Annotated in this window: 18 protein-coding genes; 7 read left to right on the top strand and 11 right to left on the bottom strand. The window is 53.1% G+C overall.

Annotated features, from left to right (window positions below):
• Window positions 1–19 precede the first annotated feature (19 nt).
• Window positions 20–1,963 (top strand): ligand-gated channel protein, encoded by a 1,944-nt coding sequence (locus tag P0Y67_RS15285; protein ID WP_342392558.1) that lies wholly within the window; start codon window positions 20–22, stop codon window positions 1,961–1,963.
• A 207-nt stretch (window positions 1,964–2,170) separates the two neighbouring features.
• On the opposite strand, the gene P0Y67_RS15280 is transcribed toward P0Y67_RS15285, so the two are convergent.
• The 6 genes from P0Y67_RS15280 to P0Y67_RS15255 form a co-directional block, all read right to left on the bottom strand.
• Complete coding sequence (locus P0Y67_RS15280; RefSeq protein WP_342392557.1) at window positions 2,171–2,755, bottom strand: DUF2238 domain-containing protein; 585 nt, start codon at window positions 2,753–2,755, stop codon at window positions 2,171–2,173.
• 93 nt (window positions 2,756–2,848) lie between these two features.
• Window positions 2,849–3,967 (bottom strand): DUF3541 domain-containing protein, encoded by a 1,119-nt coding sequence (locus P0Y67_RS15275; RefSeq protein ID WP_446728843.1) that lies wholly within the window; start codon window positions 3,965–3,967, stop codon window positions 2,849–2,851.
• A 117-nt stretch (window positions 3,968–4,084) separates the two neighbouring features.
• Complete coding sequence (locus P0Y67_RS15270) at window positions 4,085–4,696, bottom strand: alpha-ketoglutarate-dependent dioxygenase AlkB family protein (RefSeq protein ID WP_342392556.1); 612 nt, start codon at window positions 4,694–4,696, stop codon at window positions 4,085–4,087.
• Window positions 4,696–5,826, bottom strand: coding sequence for an endonuclease/exonuclease/phosphatase family protein (locus P0Y67_RS15265; RefSeq protein WP_342392555.1), 1,131 nt, complete (start codon window positions 5,824–5,826; stop codon window positions 4,696–4,698). The genes P0Y67_RS15270 and P0Y67_RS15265 overlap by 1 nt, the downstream gene beginning before the upstream one ends.
• Window positions 5,827–5,905: 79 nt before the next feature.
• Window positions 5,906–6,400, bottom strand: a complete 495-nt coding sequence (locus tag P0Y67_RS15260) for a hypothetical protein (protein WP_192014871.1) — start codon at window positions 6,398–6,400, stop codon at window positions 5,906–5,908.
• A 233-nt stretch (window positions 6,401–6,633) separates the two neighbouring features.
• Entirely contained in the window at window positions 6,634–7,143 is a 510-nt protein-coding gene (locus tag P0Y67_RS15255; protein WP_342392554.1) for an O-acetyl-ADP-ribose deacetylase, read from the bottom strand.
• 120 nt (window positions 7,144–7,263) lie between these two features.
• Here P0Y67_RS15255 and mobB point away from each other — a divergent pair, with 120 nt between their 5' ends.
• On the top strand, window positions 7,264–7,791 hold the full coding sequence (gene mobB / locus P0Y67_RS15250) for a molybdopterin-guanine dinucleotide biosynthesis protein B (protein ID WP_342392553.1): 528 nt from the start codon (window positions 7,264–7,266) through the stop codon (window positions 7,789–7,791).
• A gap of 55 nt (window positions 7,792–7,846) precedes the next feature.
• On the opposite strand, the gene P0Y67_RS15245 is transcribed toward mobB, so the two are convergent.
• Window positions 7,847–8,320: an RNA-binding S4 domain-containing protein gene (locus P0Y67_RS15245; protein ID WP_027252610.1), complete on the bottom strand. Its 474-nt coding sequence runs from the start codon at window positions 8,318–8,320 to the stop codon at window positions 7,847–7,849.
• Between the two features lie 267 nt (window positions 8,321–8,587).
• On the opposite strand from P0Y67_RS15245, the gene P0Y67_RS15240 reads away from it, so the two are divergent.
• From P0Y67_RS15240 to P0Y67_RS15230, 3 genes are all read left to right on the top strand, one after another.
• Entirely contained in the window at window positions 8,588–9,403 is an 816-nt protein-coding gene (locus P0Y67_RS15240; RefSeq protein WP_446728844.1) for a TPR end-of-group domain-containing protein, read from the top strand.
• Window positions 9,404–9,509: 106 nt separating this feature from the next.
• The gene (locus P0Y67_RS15235; protein WP_027252612.1) at window positions 9,510–9,968 is read left to right on the top strand and encodes a methylglyoxal synthase; all 459 of its coding nucleotides are present in this window, start codon (window positions 9,510–9,512) and stop codon (window positions 9,966–9,968) included.
• A 203-nt stretch (window positions 9,969–10,171) separates the two neighbouring features.
• Window positions 10,172–11,152, top strand: coding sequence for an alcohol dehydrogenase catalytic domain-containing protein (locus P0Y67_RS15230; RefSeq protein WP_027252613.1), 981 nt, complete (start codon window positions 10,172–10,174; stop codon window positions 11,150–11,152).
• Between the two features lie 21 nt (window positions 11,153–11,173).
• Here P0Y67_RS15230 and helD read toward each other — a convergent pair whose 3' ends face one another.
• A complete protein-coding gene (gene helD / locus P0Y67_RS15225) occupies window positions 11,174–13,258 on the bottom strand; it encodes a DNA helicase IV (protein ID WP_342392551.1) in 2,085 nt (694 codons plus the stop codon).
• Window positions 13,259–13,415: 157 nt separating this feature from the next.
• On the opposite strand from helD, the gene yccS reads away from it, so the two are divergent.
• Together yccS and P0Y67_RS15215 are read left to right on the top strand one after the other, a co-directional pair.
• On the top strand, window positions 13,416–15,611 hold the full coding sequence (gene yccS, locus P0Y67_RS15220) for a YccS family putative transporter (protein WP_342392550.1): 2,196 nt from the start codon (window positions 13,416–13,418) through the stop codon (window positions 15,609–15,611).
• Window positions 15,612–15,734: 123 nt separating this feature from the next.
• On the top strand, window positions 15,735–16,373 hold the full coding sequence (locus P0Y67_RS15215; protein ID WP_027252616.1) for a LysE family translocator: 639 nt from the start codon (window positions 15,735–15,737) through the stop codon (window positions 16,371–16,373).
• Between the two features lie 93 nt (window positions 16,374–16,466).
• Here the strand turns inward: P0Y67_RS15215 and treC are convergent, their stop codons facing one another.
• From treC to treR, 3 genes are all read right to left on the bottom strand, one after another.
• A complete protein-coding gene (treC, locus tag P0Y67_RS15210; RefSeq protein WP_342392548.1) occupies window positions 16,467–18,149 on the bottom strand; it encodes an alpha,alpha-phosphotrehalase in 1,683 nt (560 codons plus the stop codon).
• 60 nt (window positions 18,150–18,209) lie between these two features.
• Window positions 18,210–19,640, bottom strand: a complete 1,431-nt coding sequence (gene treB, locus P0Y67_RS15205) for a PTS trehalose transporter subunit IIBC (RefSeq protein ID WP_342392547.1) — start codon at window positions 19,638–19,640, stop codon at window positions 18,210–18,212.
• Window positions 19,641–19,853: 213 nt separating this feature from the next.
• Window positions 19,854–20,816 (bottom strand): trehalose operon repressor TreR, encoded by a 963-nt coding sequence (gene treR / locus P0Y67_RS15200; RefSeq protein WP_342392546.1) that lies wholly within the window; start codon window positions 20,814–20,816, stop codon window positions 19,854–19,856.
• Between the last annotated feature and the right edge of the window lie 80 nt (window positions 20,817–20,896).

Raw genomic sequence — 20,896 nt, 5'->3', positions numbered from 1 at the left:
ATCATTTATGGAAAAAATAATGTCTAGCTATCGTTTACCCCTTTCCACTTTGACGGGCTCAGTACTATTGGCAGCCAGTGTACAGGCCGCTCAGCAATCCCCTGTGACCGAAACCATGGTAGTGACTGCATCCGGTTATGAGCAGGCTGAAATCACCGCGCCCGCCAGCATCAGTGTGATCACTCGTGATGAGCTTGAGCATAAATATTATCGTGATGTCACCGATGCACTGAAAACGGTTCCCGGTGTCACCATCACAGGGGGTGGCGACAATAAAGACATCAGTATCCGCGGTATGGGTTCTGCGTACACTTTGATTCTGGTTGATGGTAAACGTCAGTCGTCTCGCCAAACCCGGCCAAACAGTGACGGGCCGGGAATAGAACAAGGCTGGCTGCCGCCTTTAGAAGCGATTGAGCGCATTGAGGTTATCCGCGGCCCGATGTCGACACTATACGGTTCCGATGCCATTGGCGGTGTTGTTAACATCATCACCCGCAAAGACAACCAGCACTGGCTCGGCAATCTTCAATTGGGTACCACCATTCAGGAAAATCGCGACTCTGGCGATGAGCGCAGTGCCAACTTCTTCCTTACCGGCCCATTAACGGAAAATCTCACCGCACAGTTTAACGGCCAGACCACAGTCCGCGATGAAGACACGATCACCAATGGCTATCAAGATAAAGATCTCAACAGCTTCAGCTCCAAGCTCACATATCAGCTGAATGATCAACACGATATTTCATTAGAAGCAGGGATCAGCGAGCAATCCCGCGCCGGAACGGTCGGTAAGTCAGTCGCAACACAAGGCTGCCGCGGAGAATGTGTTGATACTTTAGAAGAATATACCCGTACCCATTACGCCATCACTCACCAGGGTGACTGGGGCGCCGTCGGGCAATCCAACACTTATTTGCAATATGAAAACTCGGAAAACAAAACCCGGGAGATGGAAAGCAAAAACACTGTCTTCAAGACCAGCCTGGTCACTCCAGTCTCTTCCCATATTTTGACATCGGGTTTTGAATATCAATATGAAAAACTTGAAGATTATACATCCAACAGTGCTTCCGACTTAACGGAGCTGGACAGTAACCGTCTGGCGGTCTTTGTTGAAGATGAATGGGCCATTGTCGACTCATTCAGCTTAACGCTAGGGGCGCGTGTCGATGACGATGAAAACTACGGTACTCATGTCAGCCCCCGTGCTTACGGTGTCTGGAGCATCGCATCAAATTGGGTGTTTAAAGGCGGTGTATCGACCGGTTATCGCGCGCCGACATTGCGTGAAACCTCTGCAGATTGGGCACAAGGCAGCCGCGGCGGCGATATCTATGGTAACCCGGATCTGCAGCCTGAAAAGTCAGTCAATACCGAAATCAGCCTGAACTACCAGAATGATGACGGGCTCACTTCGAGCGTCACGCTCTTTAATAACGACTTTAAAGATAAGATTTCTCGTATCGAATGCACCAGTTGTGGCCCGGTCAACAGCAGTGGCAGCGTGGCAACAAAACGCATCAACATTGATGAAGCGACGACACAAGGTGTCGAATTCAGCCTCAGCACACCACTGGGAGACAGTGTATTCTGGAACGCCAGCTACACCTTTAACGATTCTGAGCAGAAATCGGGCGACTATAAGGGTCAGCCACTGGTTCAGTTGCCAAAGCATTTATTCAGTACCGATCTTTCCTGGCAAGCCACGGCTGACTTAGAAACCTGGGGGCAGGTCACCTATCACGGCGAAGAGATGGAACCGACAACAGGGCCATCCTCAAGCAGCCTGGAAGCCCCGTCTTATACCTTCCTAGACATGGGGGTAAGCTATCAGCTGACAGATAATGTGGCACTTAATGCCGCCATTTATAACCTGCTGGATGAAGAAGTCACTTATGACGAATATGGCTATGTGGAAGATGGTCGCCGTTACTGGGTGGGTATGAATGTCGGGTTCTGATACCTGACTTCCCCTTACTATCAATGCCAGCCGGTGTCGGCTGGCATTGTTCAGATCTGTCCCGGTTCATTCAATATCACTGGCATTGCCGCCAAATTTATTTCCACATTCGGGCATATTCTTCAAATTCGCTGACTTTATAAGGGTCAATAACGTAACGTAAAAAACAAGTCACCATGATTCATTCCTTTGTTGTGGTTCATTCATTTAATGCAGAGAAACCAGCTGGCTGTCATGCCAGCGGGACAGCATGAACGTCGCGCACAGCGCTCCGACTAATGCGAATGCCATATCAGACTGGGTATCCCAGACATAACCCTGTGTACCCAGAAACGCCTCTGCGTTTTCACCTGTCGCCAGTGCTACCCACCATTCAATCAGTTCATAAAAGGCGCTGAAGGCTAAACACATAGACACAGCAACCACACTCACCCAAAACCGGCCATTGACTATCTGCTTTCTGATCAGTATTTCCCTTGCCAGAATCGCCGGGACAAATCCCTGAAAAAAATGACCGACTTTGTCGTAGTTATTTCTTTCGGCCCCGAACAGATTGTCGAAGAAAGGCACTTCTGCATAGGTGTAATGCCCCCCCACCATTAACACAATACAATGCAGTAAAATCAGCCCATACAGTAACGGGGTGAGCCTGAAGGTGTTGTACGTGAGCGCAATCAGCACAAGGCCAATCAGCGCAGGCAGCACTTCGAGAAACCAGGTAAAGGTATCTTTCGGCTCAATGCCAGACCAGATAAGCACCGCCGTAAAAACAGATAGCCAGATATATTTCAAATGCTTGTCCTTTTATGCATCGAATTGCCTTTCACTTAAATATCATTTCTCTGCCGCTACAGGCAAGCTCGCGGGTTTCACTGTGAAAAGAGTCTAATACTTAGGCACCAAACCATAAGGCAAGCTCTCAAACATGGCCGGTTGGTTGGTGACTGTCGGAGCGGCATGTACGCCACGCCAGTCCAGTAGCATGATCGCCAGCGTGTTGCGGTGCTCACCGTCATACAGCTCGCTTTCACCTTTTACCGACGGCACCATACCCGTTTGCCGGTCGATCGATGTCTGGATGAACTGGCGCGTTTTTTCGACCACGGGATCATCCTGCAGGCCGGCTAACAGAAAGCTGATACCCACTTCGGCCACCACATCTTCCTTGGTATGCAACAGAATATCGTCGATATGGCGGCGAAAGTGATCATAAATCCACTGAAAATCGCTTTCCTTGAGCTGATACTGATAATACGAGGATGCCGCAAAGATAATATGGGTCATGCCGTATATCTTATTTATGTACTGCTGCTCGCTGAGCTGTTTATCCTGGCTGTCCGGATAGGTCGCCCGGAAAGCAGCAATAAAAGGCTCAACCACGTCCTGCTCGCCGAGCTGACGCAGCCAGTAAACCTGATTGGCAAGCTGTGCTGCCCAGGCGCGGATCATGTCAGGGTCGGTGGCATAACGGGCAAAGTCATAGCGGCGGATGATGTCGCGTAATTTGTGATCGTCTCTGTGTTTGAGACCGTATTCATTGGCGCGGGCCATAGAACCCAGCAGATCGACGCCCAAAAAGTAATACTCAGGGTAATCGCGGGTGGCCAGATAACGTAAATCACTGCGGGCATCATCTTTGCGCTGATATCTGGCTTCACGGGCATCCGAATAGGCTTTTATCTGTGCCGGTGTGTGAATTTCTGTCGTCACGGCATTGAGCCGGCTTGCCACGCGTGCCAAATCTGACCACACGGCCGACTGGTATTTGGGATCCAGTGTCTGGCGATACATCCTCAGGCCATAATGGCCCATTTTAAAAGCCGGTAATGTAAACAGCTGGCTTTCAAAGGTCTGCCGTATCAACGCCGCATCATCGGCATAGGATGGCAATACCTGTTGCTGTACAGGCGGTTTTGCAGGTCTGGGCGAAATTTGCATCGCCGCCCAGCCAGGCAGTGAAAGAAGCGTAATCAGAAGATAAACAACAAAACGACGAATATTCATAGCAACCCCGCAACGATTTAACAACACAATCATAGCAAAGGCGTCGCTGTTCACGTCAGCCTGTTGTCATTTAAGTCAGTGGAATATCAGCATTTTTAACTCTGCGGTGCTGAGCAGTTACGTATTAATCCACCGATAAGTCAGGTTAATCCGTTCACTATGAGGCTTAGTGGTCTTTGGCACGCTGTGCGCCCAGTGCGACTGGGTCTGTCCCGCCATGATGAGCAAAGAGCCGTGGCTGAGCTGAAAATCAATTTTCTGCCCGGTGCGGCGATGTTTCAGCAAAAAGCGCCGGGTATCGCCCAATGTCACCGATGCAATCACAGGCGCGGGGCCGAGTTCGGGCTCGTTATCCTGATGCCAGCCCATACTGTCCTGCCCGTTACGGTACAGGTTGGCCAGCACCGAATTAAAACGCGTATTGGCCACTTGCTCGCAGGCGGCCTTGATCTGCTGTAAGGCTGGCGTCCACGGGTCCGGCTGCATGGTCAGCCCTGAGTAGGTATAGGATGCCTCACCGCACCATGCCTGCAAACGCGGCTGCATCACCCGGCGTCCATACAGTGTGATGGCTTCCTGCTGCCAGTCGAGCGACTGGCGCAGTTCGCTGAAATAGCGGTCTGAATCGGAAACGGTAAAGAAAGCCGGCGCCCAGAACAGCAAACCGTCATCAATAGCAATCCACTCACCCTGCCCGCTCGCTTCACCGAATAAGTCGAGATTGTGCATCAGCTGTACTCGCCCTTCACCGCAGGCAGACGTACATCGACCCATACCAGCCGGTGATCAGAGCTGATATCGGCCCGCTCTTTGCCGTCTTCGCCAGTAACCAGTCTGCGCAGCGGATCTTTTTTATCCGGCCAGAACACGCCGCTGTTCAGCACATCGAAATCGGCAGAGGGCAGAACATAATCCAGTCGCAGGCCACTCAGGTGTGTCCACTCCGAACTTCTGCCCCGGCGCAATTTCCAGGGCCGGAAAAACCGCCCGCCAAGGCTTTTCGGGGTCAGTTTGCCTTCACTGACAACCCGGTGAACCCGAGGGTGATACAGCAGGTGCCGCAGTGCCAGCACCATGCCTTCGCCGTCATGCAAATCGGCGTTGAGATCCCCCAGCAACACAAAAGGCGCGTCTTTGGCCAGACCGCCCGGGTTGCCCTGATCATCCATCAGATACGCTTCGTCATTGATGATATCCGTCAAAAGGCGCAGCTCATCATGGTTACGGCGGGCATTACGGCGTTCAGGTCCGTCAAACACAGGCGGCGTCGGGTGGGCGCAAAGCAGCTGAAATCGCTGATGACCGACCTGTACCGGCAGTAAAAGATGATTTTTTGAAGAGAGCCTGAGCTGTGCCATTGCTTCCGGGCTGTAATAGCCTTCCGGCATATGGTTGTCCGGCATCTGCTGCCACAGCAGGGTTTGCCAGCTGCGGATATCCTCTTCAATCAGCGGATAACGCGACAGCACCACGAAGCTGAAATGACCATGGTGGAAGCCATAGCCCTGGCCATCCTGCGGCAGAGTTCGCTCGCCGTCTCCGTCCAGATCTGCCTCGCACAGCAAGCCGGTATTCGTGGGGGGGCAATAACGGTAAGGGTAATCAATGGCAACCTGACCATATTGCGGCTCGGCCAGGTAATAGCGGCAAAAGTCAGTCAGGCCGCCGTCATCGCCTCCCTCGCCGGGGTGATCAAACTCGCACAGCAACAGGACATCGGGCTGCACGTGCTGAATCATGGCTGCCAGCCGGGCAATTCTGGCGTGGCCCGGCTCCGACAGCTTCTGCCGTATCCTGCCGGGGACAGGATCGGACAAGGCGATATTAAATACCGCCACTCTTAAGGTAGGTGTTGGCACAACGCACTCCCAACAGACTGAAATTCAATAGCCTGTATTGATTGTACGCTGTGTTGTTCAGTTGCTCCAGCGCCTGGCATCAGCCCGGAATGTTCACCAGGCTGCTGATGGCCTGATAAATCTGTCTGGCGTCATGCATGGCTCTGTGCCTTGCCGGGCCGAGCTCTTCCAGCGCACGCTGAAACCGGGCTCTTTCTATGCCGTTCTCCTGCTGCAGCCAGTGGCCGATTTCTGTCAGTGTGAAGGAGGGCCGCATATGGGCAGCATGATAAAGCCGTCCCAGCCAGAACAAGTCCCACTGGCTGTCACAAAACACATAATCCAGCTGCCCCAGTACGCTGTTCAAATGCTGGCAGACTTCCAGCACCTGCATACCATGCTGTTCCAATTCAGAACGGGGAATTCTGTGAATACGTTGCTCGGCGTAGCTGTCCCAAAACTGCCAGACATCGCCGGCGGTCAGCGGATTGATCAGAATACTTTGGCCACTGCCGTCAGGAAGGACATAACCCACTTCTATGGGGTAGGATTGATCCGATAAACCTGACGCTTCAAAATCTAATGTTGCCCACATTGCACTCTCCCTGATGCTTATGTCGTCCACGGCTCAGCCCTTCTGGTTCCTTCCTTACCGGCAAATCCAGACTGCCGGTAAGCTGAGCCGGACATCTCTCAGTACGCACAGCATAGCCGCAGACAGCTCTCATACCCTGAGAGCACAGCGACACTGGCTACCTTCTCATTAACTGTAGACCCGGGATAAGACTTTACCCGCTATTTCATCTGCTTGACGCAGGATTGATACACTTAGTCAGACCGCAGCAAGCTGTGGTAAATGTCGGCATCTTCCTGGCTGAAACAGACAAAGTACACTTTGTCCGGCGTGCTTTGTCCTTCCAGAGACTGACGGACTGTCTGCACGGCAATACCGGCCGCCTGCTGTATCGGGAAACCGTATATCCCGGTACTGATGCAGGGAAAAGCCATCGTTCTGGCGCCCACTTCATCCGCCAGCGCCAGGCAGTGCCGGTAACAACTGGCCAGTAATTCGGCCTCGTTATGCGCACCGTCCTGCCATACCGGCCCCACAGTGTGAATCACCCAGCGGGCCGGTAACTGGTATCCGGGGGTGATTTTTGCTTCCCCCGTCGGGCAGCCGTGCAAGCGCCGACACTCTTCCAGCAACTGCGGGCCCGCCGCTTTGTGAATGGCACCATCCACACCGCCACCGCCCAATAAGCTGTTGTTCGCGGCGTTGACTATCGCATCCACATTCAAGGTGGTTATGTCACCCTGCCATACCAATAAATCTGCCATCTCAGTCTCCGGTTTGATCTGACACAGCAAAACACCAGGGTCCCGGGCAAGGTACTGTGTCGATACTGACTATCATGTTATTTTAGTGCCAATCTTCCATTAACAGGCCAAAGACTTACTATGACACCCGTTATCGGTTTCGCCGGTTTCAGCGGCTCGGGAAAAACCACATTAATTGAGCAGGTTATCCCGTATTTAAAACAACACGGATTGCGTGTTGGTCTGCTGAAACACAGTCATCATGATGTTGATCCGGATACCCCGGGAAAAGACAGTTATCGTCTGCGCCATGCCGGCAGCGATCAGCTGTTGCTGGCAACGCCGCATCGGCACATTCTGTTTTTTGAATACCCGGACGATGAAGATCGTGAGCCGGCGCTGGAAGATTGCCTGGAGCAACTGGATCACAGCCGGCTGGACATAGTGCTGGTAGAAGGGTTTCGCGACCAGCCGATCACCAAAATTGAGATTCACCGGCCGGATTACGGCAAACCTCTGCTGTATCGCAAAGACACCGATATAGTGGCGATAGCCACCAGCGAACCGGGCGACACTCACCCGATCCCTGTGCTGGATTTAAACCAGCCTGCCAGTGTGGCGGCGTTTATTATGACGTGGCTTGAAAGCGCCGGACCGGCGCGCGGCTGACAGCAACTCTCAGGTTTGCTCTGCAAGAGATAACAATCACTGCAGTCGGCATTATTCAGAACATCAGACGTTTGCGGCCTGTCTGTTGATCGGCATCTTTGCCAATCGTTGCAGACTTGCCAGTATTGGCCTTCTTCTTAGCGGCTTTGTTCGCCGACTGATTTTTAGCGGACGGCTTTTTGCCCGGTTTAGCCGAGCGATGGCTCGTCTGCTGTTCTTTTTTCGGTTTCGCGGCTGCAGGTTTGGCAACAGGCTCACTGACCGCTTCTGTCACTGGCTGATCACAGAGCACAACATAAAACTCACCGTTAAACTCTATGACGTCGCCATCATAAATCTTACAGCGTTTACGCAGTTCAATTTCGCCATTCACGGCGACATAACCTTCAGAGATCGCCATTTTGGCCTCGCCACCGCCTCCGACGGCATTGGCAATTTTCAGCACTTTATATAACTCAATGGGCTGAACAGAAACTTCTATCCCGAGTGCTTCAACTTCTATTTCTTCTATTTCCTGATCCTGACTCACGGTGCTCGACCTGTTATTACTGAGAATGCTGTGAGTATACCACTTTGCTTCCCTTGCCGGCGCATCATTCCTGCTTTCAATCAAACCTGGCCGCTGAACATGCTGAATAGGCCGTCAATGGCATCGACCCCAAGGTTTTCGCCCGTTACATAGAGATAACGAACTCAATCGGTTATGCTTGTTACAACTTTCACGTACGTTCCCGTTAACAAGGAAAACATTATGCTGAAACTGCTGTATGCCGCTGTATTCTGTCTGCTTTTCGCCATGCCAGCCTTGGCGCAGGACACAGAAGAAGCGCCGCCCTACTCGGAGCAGCCAGTGTTAGATAAGCCTTTAATGGAAAGGTATATTCTTGATGAAATGAAATCGCTCCGTCAGGATCAGCAGGATCTGGAGCGTCGCTTAACCCTCTCATTTACCGACCGCGAACTGGCCGTGGCCGACAAGTCGCTCAATTATGCCAATGTGACAGTCACCTATTTTTTCTATCTGATCGCCGGTGCAGCCTCGCTCATCGCGCTGGTGGGCTGGCAATCGCTGAAAGAGATCAAGGTCAATACCAAGAAAATGGCCGAACAGCAATTAAAGGAAATCACGGATCAGTACGAGAAGAAATTCCAGATGCTGGAGCGGGATCTGAAACGTAAAACCCGGATCATCGCGCAGAACAACAAAGAGATCGAGATTATCAATGAAGTGCATAATCTCTGGCTTCGGGCACAAAGCTCGCAAACCGCCGAGCAGCAAATGGAAGTGTACGATGAGATCCTCAAACTGCGGCCGGGCGATCTGGAAGCGCTGACTCACAAAGCGGATGCGGCGATGGAAATCCGTGAATTCCATTGGGCACTGAGTATCTGTAACCGGGTGCTGGAAGTGGATAACACCAATGCCAATGCCCTTTACCAGCGCGCCTGTGCGTACGCTTGTCTGGGGGCGGAAGATCAGGCCGTGTCTGATCTTGAGCGGGCCATTCAGGGCAGTGCTTTCCTGCGTGAACTGGCGAAAGAAGAAAATGATTTTGAAACGCTGCATGGTCACGAGCGATTCGATCAGCTGATCACTCACCATAACGAGTAAGTTTTTCTGCGTATTATTCTTACATGGGATATTCACTGGACAAGCTAATAACAGCAAGCTTAGTATCTGGTTATACGGAGATTATGCCGACTTAACGGAGTAACACATGCACGCCACTACCCGACAGATGCAAGCCCAGAAACACATTGCCCTCGTGGCTCACGATAACTGTAAAAGCCACTTACAGCGCTGGGTCAATGAGCACAAAAGTAAGCTGGAAAATCATACCCTGTATGCCACAGGCACTACCGGGCATCTGCTTTCCAAACAAACCGGCCTGCCGATCAATTGTTTACTGAGCGGCCCTATGGGAGGCGATCAGCAGTTGGGTGCGCTGATTTGCGAAGGCAAAATCGACATGATGATTTTCTTCTGGGATCCGCTCAATGCCGTGCCCCATGATCCGGATGTGAAAGCCCTGCTTCGCATTGCCGCGGTCTGGAATATCCCGGTTGCCACCAACCGTGCCAGTGCCAATTTCATGATAGCGTCCACCATGATGGAAGAAGCGGTGTCGATAGAAATTCCGGACTATGAAGCTTACCTGGCCGAGCGCCTGGCTTAAAAGCCTTTGGATCTGAGTGCTGACAACAGGGTGCGATACTCAGCACTCAAGACGTTGTTCTTCAGCATCAGGAGTCCCGCATTGCCGGGGCTCTTTCGTTAGACTCCCCACCCACTTCCCGCTTTTCCCGCCAGCAAAGCCCGGAATTTAGGTATATGCTTTAAATCAATACCAAAAACAACCTGTTACCCTCATGGTGGCTTATGAAAGCATGGACTCTGACTGAACCCAACGGACTGGACAGCCTGCAGCTGACACGTACCACGCGTCCCAAACCCGGTGCGGAAGAAATCTGTATCAAAGTGGCCGCGATGGGCCTTAACCCGATTGATTACAAGCTGGCCGACTGGGGATACGCCACCTGGCATTATCCGCAAATTGTGGGTATGGACATAGCAGGCACCGTTGAATCTGTCGGGGTGAAAGTGCGGCAGTTTAAGCCGGGGGACAGAGTGTTTACCTTTCTCGACCCGCGTCATTGCGGAGGCTTTGCTGAGTATGTCTGCTGCAAAACGGGCGCCGTCAGCCGGCTGCCTGAAAGAGTCAGTGTTGAACAGGCGGCGGCTTTACCTTCTGCCGGTTACAGTGCCTGGCTGGCTGTGTACGATAAACTCAGGCTCAAGCCGGGACAGCGAGTCGCTATCACAGGCGCTGGCGGGGGTGTGGGCGGTTTTGCGGCCCAGTTAGCCAAACTGGCCGGGGCCACTGTGTATGCCATTGCCGCTCAAAGACATCACGCCCGATTACTCAGTTATGGCGTCGATGCTGTGATTGATTCGGATCATGACAATGTCGCCATGAAAATCATTGAATTAACCGAAGATAAGCTGCTGCATGCCGTCATTGACTGTGTTTCTGCCCGTTCAGGCAGCATCATGAGTGCGCTAATCCGCTTCAACGGCCAGATAGTGATGGTGGCTGATCAATTCAATCAGGTTCCCTTACTGGCGACAACAAAAGCACTCAGCATGCACGAAGTGGCGCTACATGGCACCTATGCGCATGGTGCGCCCGAGGATATCCACCATCTGTCTGATATGGGGAACAGCATGAGCAACCTGATCGCCGAAGGAAAACTGGATCCCATGATAGATAAGCTGTTCGCTTTTGAGCAATTGAAGGAAGGGCTGGCGCTGCTGCACAGGCAGCAGCACAGCGGTAAACTGGTGGTGGTACTGGATTAAAATACGAGTGAAGAGCCGCTATCAGCGCTTCATTTTTTTGATCTTATTATTGACCTGATACCTGTCTTCAATCAGTTCATTCACAAACGGTGAGAGGGTTTCCGGGTTGGCGCAGATCCAGACATGCTCTTTCGCCCTTGTCATCGCGACATAAAACAGACGGCGCTCTTCCGCATCGGCAATGCCTTCGTTACCGCCTGACTGCAGACAGGCCAGCAGCCCCCTGTCCCGATCCTGAGCCGGGAACACGCCGCGGTTCACATTGAGCACAAACACAAAATCGGCTTCGCGGCCCTTGCTGGCATGGCAGGTCATGAACTGCAGATTAAGCTGAGGCCACTGGTTCTGCCAGTCGGCCAGCTTTTCGGGTCGCTGATCATGATTACGTCCCAGCAGCAGCACGCTGGCTTCTTTTTTCACTTTAGAGGCAAGCTGTACCAGCTCCTGTTCCAGCAGATCCTGCGCCAGCAAGGTCACCGCTTTTCGCTTCTGTTTTTTCACACTGACCAGCGATTTTTTCAGTTGCTGCGGATTTTGCTGAATGAACATATTGGCCACTTCACCAATCATGTTGTTAAAGCGGTAAGTAGTGTCGAGTTCCATCACATGGCTGGCGCCAAAACGCTGCTCAAACCCTGTGGTCAGATTGACATCGGCGCCTGCAAAGCGGTATATCGCCTGCCAGTCATCACCAACGGCATACAGGCTGGGTGTTAAGTTATCCGTCCCCGGTGTCTGGCAAATGGCATCGATCAGCGCCAGCCGGTGTGGCGAAATATCCTGATATTCATCGACCATGACAAAACGCCACTGCGGAACAAATTTGCCTTGTCTGACATAGTCAGTGGCCGTCTGGATCATGGTATTAAAATCAATCTGGCGATTGGCTTTCAGGTGCTGGCTGTATACCTTGTAACACGGCCACAGCAGGGCCAGCTCGCTTTTCATCTGAGCTTTATCACCACTGCCCATGGCACTGTCGACCAGGGCTGACAATACGGCTTTGTTGCCGCCCTGCTGGCCCATCAGTTCAATATGACGCCACACCCAGTTCAGCAAGGGTTCGCTGCGGGCTTGTTCTTCGATGGAATTGTCGCCACGAAAACCCGGTATACGCCACTGGGTCAGGTGCTTCTGCCAGCGCTTGGCCGCGGTGTCGTTTTGCCACTGATCTTTGAGCAGGGCTGATAACCACTCATTGCGGGCATGCTCATCCTGGACTAACGGCGATACGCCCGGTAATTCACCTTCAACGGCCTGAATAATCTGACAGCCCAGGCTGTGGAAGGTCGCAACCCGGATCTCCCGGCCGACTTTGTCTTTCAGGCGCTCGCTCATTTCTTCCGCCGCTTTACGGCCAAAGGCTAACATCAGAATATCGTCCGGCTGGGCTTGCTGGCTCGCCAGCAGATAACCGGCCCGGGCCACCAGCACACTGGTTTTGCCTGAGCCGGCCCCGGCCAGTATCAGGTTATGATCCTGATTCAGCAGCACCGCCTGCCGCTGAGAATCATTGAGCGGTGACGATTCAATCCGGTCGAACCAGGACGACCATTTCTCGGTTTCTTCCTGCATCCAGGCGGCATTGGTGTCTGTCACCCATTGCGCGTTGTCATCGAGCCAGGGGGATATCTGCTCAAAGGCCATGGGACGGAAAGAAGCGGCCAGCTCATCTGTCAGGCCGGTCTCTGATAAGGCGTTATGCAGGGAAGATTGCAGGTTCAGGTGATCCGAGCGGCGTTTATAGCCAGGCTGGGTGATAAAAGCGTCGATGCGGGTCAGCATCTGTGGCAGGTGCGCATCGAGCTTTTCGACCCGCCCTTTGGCCCACTGGCGGTAAGTATCGACCAGATGGCCAGCGAAAGCCTGACACTCCTGCCAGGGCAAGCCATGCACAGTCCAGCTTGCCGTCTGATCTGCCGAGGTCAGTTCCATCGCGCCCCACAATACCCCGCGGTGCAGCGTCACTGAACCGTCCCAGTCATCAAATGACAGGACTTCACTGTTTTGCAGGCTTTCCAGAACAACCTGTTCTTCATCCAGCTCGATACTGCAATAATCGCCCTGCACTAACCATTGTGCGAGCCAATTGGCCGTTAATCGCATTGTGTTACCTGACACCTTGATTCACTCAGCGAGAAGATTATCAAGAACTGCGCACAGACCATAGCGGTAAGCGCTTTATTTACGTAAAATTTGAGACAAAAATGCCCGCTGCTTCAATGAACAACCCTGTTTATGATCAGCACCGACCGGATACCCGATGACAAAATTTTCTCTGCAGACCACTTTCCGACGTTACTGGGCAAAAGACCGCCTTCACCTCAGTGCCCGCGTCGCATTAGCTTTGATAGGCGCTGTCGTACCCTGCTGGTATCTGAATGCCACCACGGCTGTCACCCCACTGGTGCTGGGGATCATTGCAGCAGCACTGGCGGAAACCGATGACAACCTGACAGGCAGGCTGAAAGCACTGGCAATGACCTTGCTGTGTTTCCTGATAGCCTCGCTATCGGTTGAGCTACTGTTCGATTACCCGGCGCTTTTTGCCATCGGGCTGTTCTCATCCAGCTTTGGCTTCATGATGCTGGGCGCTATGGGTACCCGGTATGCCAGCATCGCCTTTGCCTCCCTGCTGCTGGCTATCTATACCATGCTGGGTGCCGAGAGCAGCCAGAATTTATGGTTTCAGCCCGCCTTGCTGCTGAGCGGTGCCATTGGCTATGGCTTGCTGTCGCTATTGTGGCAGATGCTTTGGCCGAATCAGGCAGTGCAACACAGTCTGGCCAGTGTCTTTACTGCCCTGGCCGATTATCTGGATGATAAAAGCCGCTGGTTCCGCCCGGTCGACAACCTTGACCCACAGCAACTGCGTATTCAGGCTGCAGCCAGCAATGCCAGAGTGGTGTCGGCACTCAATCAGGCCAAGCAGACACTGCTGAACCGGGTTAAACGGGTGCAGCACAACCAGCGAGGCCATCGCTTTCTCAGCCTGTATTTCCATGCGCAGGATATTCATGAGCGTATCAGCTCCTCTCACCAGCGCTATCAGGACCTGGCAGCGGCATTTCGTCGCAGTGACATTTTGTTCCGTTTTCAGGATCTGATGCAGCAGCAGGCAACGGCATGCCGCAATATCAGTAGCAGCCTGGCAATGGGCAATTATTACCGGCACAGCCTGGATAACAGTCTGGCGCTGGACGAGCTGAAAGAATCCCTCAGCTTTCTTAAATCACAGAAGAATCCCGAGTGGCGTGCTTTCCTGACTCAGCTCGACTATCTGTTCAACAACCTCGCGACCATTGAACGTCAGCTCGCCAACCTGAATAATCCCGACGTGGCTGAAGCGCAGGAAGATACTGAACTGGCCGATTCAGAAGCCCATACCTTCTCCGGTTTATGGCAACGGGTGAAAAGCCAGCTGCACACCGACAGCCAGCTGTTCCGCCATGCGGTACGTATCGCCACGGCTTTGACTATTGGCTATGGCGTGATTCATGTACTGGACTTACAGCACGGATACTGGATTCTGCTTACCACACTGTTTGTCTGCCAGCCCAATTTCAGCGCCACACGCCAGAAACTGACGCAGAGGATCATCGGCACGCTCGGTGGCCTGCTCGTCGGTCTGCCGCTGCTGTATCTGTTTCCCGGTCAGGAAGGCCAGCTGGTCTTAATGGTACTGGCGGGGGTGGCCTTTTTCGTGCTCCGTAACCACAAATACACCCTGGCGACAGGGTTTATCACGCTGCTGGTGCTGTTTTGTTTTAATCAGCTAGGGGCCGGTTTTGCAGTAGTGCTGCCCCGTTTGGGTGATACCTTGCTGGGCTGTCTGCTGGCCGTACTGGCTGTGGTCTTTATTCTGCCGGACTGGCAATCGCGCCGCTTACATAAAATCATGGCGGCTGCGGTCACCACCAACCGCGATTATCTGGCACAGATCATCGGGCAATACCGGATCGGCAAAAAGGACAGCCTGAGCTACCGCATTGCCCGCCGCGAAGCCCACAATACCGACGCTCAGCTCAGTACCGCCATCAGCAATATGCTGGCAGAGCCGGGCCGTTACCGGCTGGCTATCGAAGAGTGCTTTCGTTTTCTTACGCTCAATCATGCGATGCTGAACTACATCTCGACCTTAGGTGCGCACCGCACACAGATCGATGAGCACAAAACGCACAAGTTAATTGCACAGGCTCACAGCCAGATCCATATTCAGCTCGATACGCTGGCCCAGCAACTGGCCGACAAACAATGTGCGCCGCCGCCGGAATCGGACAGCAGCCTTGAGCAGGCACTGGCAACCTGGCGGGAAGGGGATGATCAGTCAGTACGCCTGATCCTGCAGCAGTTGTTTCTGATCCAGCGCATGATGCCGGAGTTGTATTCACTGGCCAATAAACTGGCCGCCAGAACGCAGCAGACCAGCGACACTGTGCCAGCACAGAAAACCAGATAATCTGGCATTCCACTGATAAAAAATCAGTCAATCACACCATCTCAGGCGTAAATTTTCTTCATTTAGGCCTGAGATGGTATAGAATCCCGCCCTTCTTACTTTCCTGATTCACATTCACAGACAATGATTGATTTCACTACACTGCCCTTATACCTCACCGCGGTGGTTGCCCTGTTGCTGGTACCCGGTCCGGATATGCTGCTTATCGCCAGCTCCAGCCTGAGTTATGGCAAACGCGTCGGCCTGTTTGCCAGCCTGGGCAATGCCACATCCGGACTGGTACTGACCGTACTGGCTGCGATGGGGGTCTCTGCGCTCATCGCCATGAATCCCCTGGCACTGGAGGCACTGCGTTTTCTGGGCGGTGCGTACCTGTTAAAGATGGGCTGGGACTGCCTGCGCAGCACGCCGGCTGACTCTCCCACCGTTGGCAGGCAACATGGGCTGGCCCGGGCGCTGTATCGCCGCGCTGTCGTCAGCAATCTGCTTAACCCGAAAGCCTTGATTTTCTTTGTGCTGTTTCTGCCTCAATTTGTCTCCGGCCAGATTGAAGCCAGCTCAGGTGAGCAGATGCTGGCGCTGGGTTTGCTGCTGAACATCATGGGGCTGACGTTTAATCTGCTGCTGGTCGTGCTGGCGGGCACCCTTGGGCGGCCATTACTGAATAACCCGACCTTCCGGGCTAACCAGAATAAGTTCATGGGTTGCATCTTCATCGTGCTGGCCATCTGGCTGCTGATTTCTCAGTTGCCGCAGGTGTAACAAGCACCACCGCCTGAGGCGCTGGTGTAGCAATACAATGAAAAATGGCCTCCTGTTCCCAGTGAGGCCATTGCTTTATGGTGACTGCCGGATTCAGGTAAATAACCAGATCCGGCTTTCAAAAGGCCGCAGCCTTCCGGTCAGGCTGATCTCACCGGCTTGCTCATCGTTATAGTTCGCCAGCAAGGTCTCCCCCCGGCTGACAGACAAATCAGACAAACAGCTCAAATCAAACGCTACTCTGTCGGCACTGTAGTTATTGAGGCAGATCAGTACCTGGCCATCGCACTGCCTGCGATACACATGCAGAGCCTGATCGTCCGGTAATAAATCCGTGTAATCGCCGTCTGCTATCACGCCGATTTTCTTACGCAATGCAATCAGCTGCCGGTAATAGTGGAACACGGAATCCGGATCGGCCACCGCCTGCTCCGCATTGATAGCCGGGAAGTTCGCGGCAACGTCAATCCAGGGTGTCCCTTGGGTAAAACCGGCATGAGGACGGCTATCCCACTGCATCGGGGTGCGGGAATTGTCCCGTGAGCGCTCGGCCAGAATCGCCAGCGCATCTCGCTCGCTGATCCCCTGCTCCTGAGTCAGAATCCGGTACATATTGATGCTTTCCACATCACGATACTGGGCGATATCCGAAAACCCGGGATTGGTCATGCCCAGCTCCTCGCCCTGATACACATAAGGGGTGCCCTGCATCATATGCAGTGACGTGGCGAGCATTTTGGCTGACAGTTCACGGTATACCCCGTCATCGCCGAACCGGCTCACCACCCTTGGCTGATCATGGTTACACCAGAACAAGGCGCCCCAGCCTTTGTCATGCAAACCCTGCTGCCAGTGGCTGAACAGCTGTTTCAGTGCCAAAAAATCCATCGGCGCCAGTTGCCACTTTTCGCCATTCGGATAGTCGACTTTCAGGTGGTGAAAGTTAAACACCATAGACAGCTCTTTGCCGTCCTTGGCTGAATACTGCTGGCAATGCGCCAGGGTAGTCGAGGACATTTCTCCGACAGTGACAGCGCCGTACTGCTGAAACACATCGGCGCTGATTTCCTGAAGATACTGATGCACTTTCGGCCCGTCGGTATAAAAACGCCGGCCGTCGCCAGTGGGGTCGTTCGGAAAGTCCTGCTGTTTGGAGATCAGATTGATGACATCCAGGCGGAAACCGTCCACCCCTTTTTCGGCCCAGAAACGGATAACCTGTTTCACTTCCTCGCGCACTTGCGGGTTTTCCCAGTTCAGGTCGGCCTGCTCTTTGGCAAACAGGTGCAGGTAATACTGCTGAGTCGGTTCATGCCACTGCCAGGCATTGCCGCCAAATTTCGACTGCCAGTTATTCGGTTCGCCGCCATCCACGGCATCGTGCCAGATATAGTAATCGCGGTACGGGCTGTGCTTATCCGCCAGTGCCTGCTGAAACCAGGCATGCTCAGTCGAGGTATGATTGACCACTATGTCCATAATGATGCGGATTCCCCGCTGGCGGGCGGCATCGAGCAGACGGTCGAAATCTTCCATGGTGCCGAAATCCGGATTGATACTGTAGTAGTCGGAAATATCGTAACCGTTATCAATCATGGGTGAGGCATAGACAGGAGTCAGCCAGATTGCATCCACCCCCAGGGTCTGAAGATAATCCAGGCGTTGCGTAATGCCTTTAAGATCGCCCGTGCCTTTGTTGCCGCTGTCGGCAAAACTTTTGGGATAGATTTGATAAACCGTCGCTGTTCGCCACCAGGGCTGAGCTGTCTTCGTCATGTTACTTAACCTGTACAGAAAAAACGGCAGCCGCAACGCTGCCGTTGAAGGTGATTGCCATTACGCGGCTTGTGGTTGCTGCTCGAGTTTGCCTTTTGCGGCGGCACGCTTGTACATCACAATTGTCAGCACCAGCGGCACCAGAATCGCCACCAGCATTGCCAGCAGATAGATCAGCCAGTACTGAGGCTGAATAGACAAAATACCCGGCAGACCACCGACACCAATGCCGTTGGCCATCACACCGGCGGCACCACAAATCGCCGCAGCCAGCGCTGAACCTGTCATGGCACTCAGCATAGGAAATTTGTATTTGAGGTTAATCCCGTACATGGCCGGCTCTGTCACCCCCAGATAAGCTGAAATCGCGGCGGGTACGGAAATCTCACGCTCATTTTCTTTCTTGCTGATGATGATGATGCCGACCACGGCAGACGCCTGAGCAATATTAGACAGCGCAATCAGGGGCCAGATTGGCGTTCCGCCCATGTCCTGCATCAGCTGCAAATCCACGGCGTTGGTGGTGTGGTGAATACCGGTAATCACCAGCGGGGCGTACAGGAAACCAAATAACACCGCCCCGAGAATCGCAAAATCCCCTGTCATCGCCGCTTTCGCGACATACGCCACACCATCGCCCAGCATGCGTCCGAACGGACCTATCAGGGCATGGGCCAGGACAACCGCCGTGACCAGCGAAATGAAAGGAACGATAACCAGGTACAAATAATCCGGGATAATGCGTCTGAGATTGGTTTCAATAAAGGCTAACGCAATACCGGCCAGCATGGCAGGGATCACCTGTGCCTGATAGCCCACTTTCTCAATCACAAACCAGCCGAAATCCCACACTTCCGGCACTTGCTTGCCGATCAGATAGGCATTCATCAACTGCGGCGACACCAGGGTGATCCCCAGTACTATGCCCAAAATAGGTGTGCCGCCCAGTTTTTTTACGGTTGACCAGCACACACCCACAGGCAGGAAGAAGAAAATCGCTTCGCCAATCAGCCATAAAAAGGCATGCACCTGCGCCCAGAACGGGCTGATCTGGGTGAGGGTCTGGCCATCAAACATCGCAATATCGCCGATGACATTTCTGAAGCCGAGGATCAGACCGCCGGTGATGATAGCGGGTAACAGGGGAACAAAAATTTCGGCCAGGTGCGAAATACCGCGCTCCAGCAAGCTCATATTCTGGCGGGCGGCGACTTTTGCCTCGTCTTTGCTGACCGCTTTGTCACCTAACATTGCGTTGAGCTGCTTGTACACCTGGTCAACTTCGGTGCCGATCACCACCTGAAATTGCCCGGCGTTGGTAAAGCAACCTTTCACCATAGCAATGGCTTCCAGATCAGGCACGCTCGCCGCTTTCGGGTCTTTCAATACAAAACGCAACCGGGTCAGGCAGTGGCTGACACTGACGATGTTTTCCTCGCCGCCTATTCTGGCGACCAGCTGCTCTATCTGCTGCTTATCTATTTTACTCATGCCAATATCCGTCTAAGTCGTAAGGTACACAGGGTATTGTTATTGTTTTCACATTGATGGGAATGTTCCCAACCAACAACCCCAATGATGAACCTGATAGAAAACATTGAAAATGGGAATGTTCCCATTTTGTGTTTCAGCTCACGAAGCGTGTCATTTTATTCAGAATAGACGGTAAACGGGGAAGATGTGCCTGAGCTCTCAGGCACACAATCAGCATGGCAGACGTGAACGCTGCACCAGATGGGTGACATCCGCACTCTGGCGAAGATGCTGTAACAGCAGATCGGCAGCGCGCTGACCCGCATCAAAATATCCGGGATCGACACTGAAGGTGTTGGGAAACATAAACTGCAGCAGATCTGTCGCCCCGACACCAGACACCAGCACATCGGTCCGGTTTAACTCCTGCAGCCTTTTTGCCACCCCCATCGCCAGGGTATCACTGGCACAGACAATCGCCTGGGTCTGCGTGGAAAGCACAGCGTCTGTTAATGTGTAAGCACTGTCATAACTGAGCTCGCCGGTTTGATAGCAAGGCGCAATGTGCTGCTGCGCGCAGGCTTCCAAATAAGCATCCAGGCGCAACTGCCCTGTGGTCCGATCGGCAATATCAACACCCATATAGCTGATATGTTTAAGGCCCTGGCCGGTGAACTGAGCCATTGCCAGAGAGATCATGCCTTTGTTGTCGTAACTGACTGATGAGACTGAATCGGTATCTACGGCAATCACAACGGCACGCTGCGAAAAGCTATCTAAAATAGCGCAATCAAAGCCGGAGAAACCAAATACGATGACGCCGTCAACATTGCGCTTTTCCAGCACCGCGATGTGCTCGCGGGTTTTATCGGTACTGAACTGGCTTTCCATGATCACGGCGTCATAATCAGCCGCGTAAATGACTTCCAAAATGCCGCGCACCGCTTTATTTTCTGACGGCGAATCCAGCCGTGACACAAGAATACCAATGACCCTGCTGTTACCACCACGCATTGATTGGGCTGACTTAGACGGCACATAGCCGGATTCCCGGATCACCTGCTCCACTTTTTCTCGTGTTGCCGGTTTCACTCGCGGGTCCTGTGTCAGCACTCTGGAGACGGTTGATTTGCCCACCCCAGCCAGTTTAGCGATATCGAGAATAGTGAGTTTTTGTGCCTGTTTTGGTGTCATAGCGCCCTCAGTTCAATACGTCCCCGGGAAAGGGCTTCAGGTTCACAGCCTGTATAAACGCTGTATTGTCACAGTCTTAG

It is taken from the genome of Photobacterium sp. SP02 (assembly GCF_038519165.1).
Classification (GTDB): domain Bacteria; phylum Pseudomonadota; class Gammaproteobacteria; order Enterobacterales; family Vibrionaceae; genus Photobacterium; species Photobacterium halotolerans.
The sequence above is the reverse complement of the archived record's forward strand: the minus strand, read 5'-3'. Positions and strand labels throughout refer to the sequence as shown.

Coding starts and splice junctions, on each gene's coding strand:
- P0Y67_RS15230 (WP_027252613.1), top strand. CDS start 10,172: ATGAAAGCATGGACTCTGACTGAACCCAACGGACTGGACAGCCTGCAG.
- P0Y67_RS15270 (WP_342392556.1), bottom strand. CDS start 4,696: ATGCACAATCTCGACTTATTCGGTGAAGCGAGCGGGCAGGGTGAGTGG.
- helD (WP_342392551.1), bottom strand. CDS start 13,258: ATGCGATTAACGGCCAATTGGCTCGCACAATGGTTAGTGCAGGGCGAT.
- mobB (WP_342392553.1), top strand. CDS start 7,264: ATGACACCCGTTATCGGTTTCGCCGGTTTCAGCGGCTCGGGAAAAACC.
- P0Y67_RS15285 (WP_342392558.1), top strand. CDS start 20: ATGTCTAGCTATCGTTTACCCCTTTCCACTTTGACGGGCTCAGTACTA.
- treR (WP_342392546.1), bottom strand. CDS start 20,816: ATGACACCAAAACAGGCACAAAAACTCACTATTCTCGATATCGCTAAA.
- treC (WP_342392548.1), bottom strand. CDS start 18,149: ATGACGAAGACAGCTCAGCCCTGGTGGCGAACAGCGACGGTTTATCAA.
- P0Y67_RS15215 (WP_027252616.1), top strand. CDS start 15,735: ATGATTGATTTCACTACACTGCCCTTATACCTCACCGCGGTGGTTGCC.
- P0Y67_RS15235 (WP_027252612.1), top strand. CDS start 9,510: ATGCACGCCACTACCCGACAGATGCAAGCCCAGAAACACATTGCCCTC.
- treB (WP_342392547.1), bottom strand. CDS start 19,640: ATGAGTAAAATAGATAAGCAGCAGATAGAGCAGCTGGTCGCCAGAATA.
- P0Y67_RS15260 (WP_192014871.1), bottom strand. CDS start 6,400: ATGTGGGCAACATTAGATTTTGAAGCGTCAGGTTTATCGGATCAATCC.
- P0Y67_RS15240 (WP_446728844.1), top strand. CDS start 8,588: ATGCCAGCCTTGGCGCAGGACACAGAAGAAGCGCCGCCCTACTCGGAG.
- yccS (WP_342392550.1), top strand. CDS start 13,416: ATGACAAAATTTTCTCTGCAGACCACTTTCCGACGTTACTGGGCAAAA.
- P0Y67_RS15255 (WP_342392554.1), bottom strand. CDS start 7,143: ATGGCAGATTTATTGGTATGGCAGGGTGACATAACCACCTTGAATGTG.
- P0Y67_RS15275 (WP_446728843.1), bottom strand. CDS start 3,967: ATGAATATTCGTCGTTTTGTTGTTTATCTTCTGATTACGCTTCTTTCA.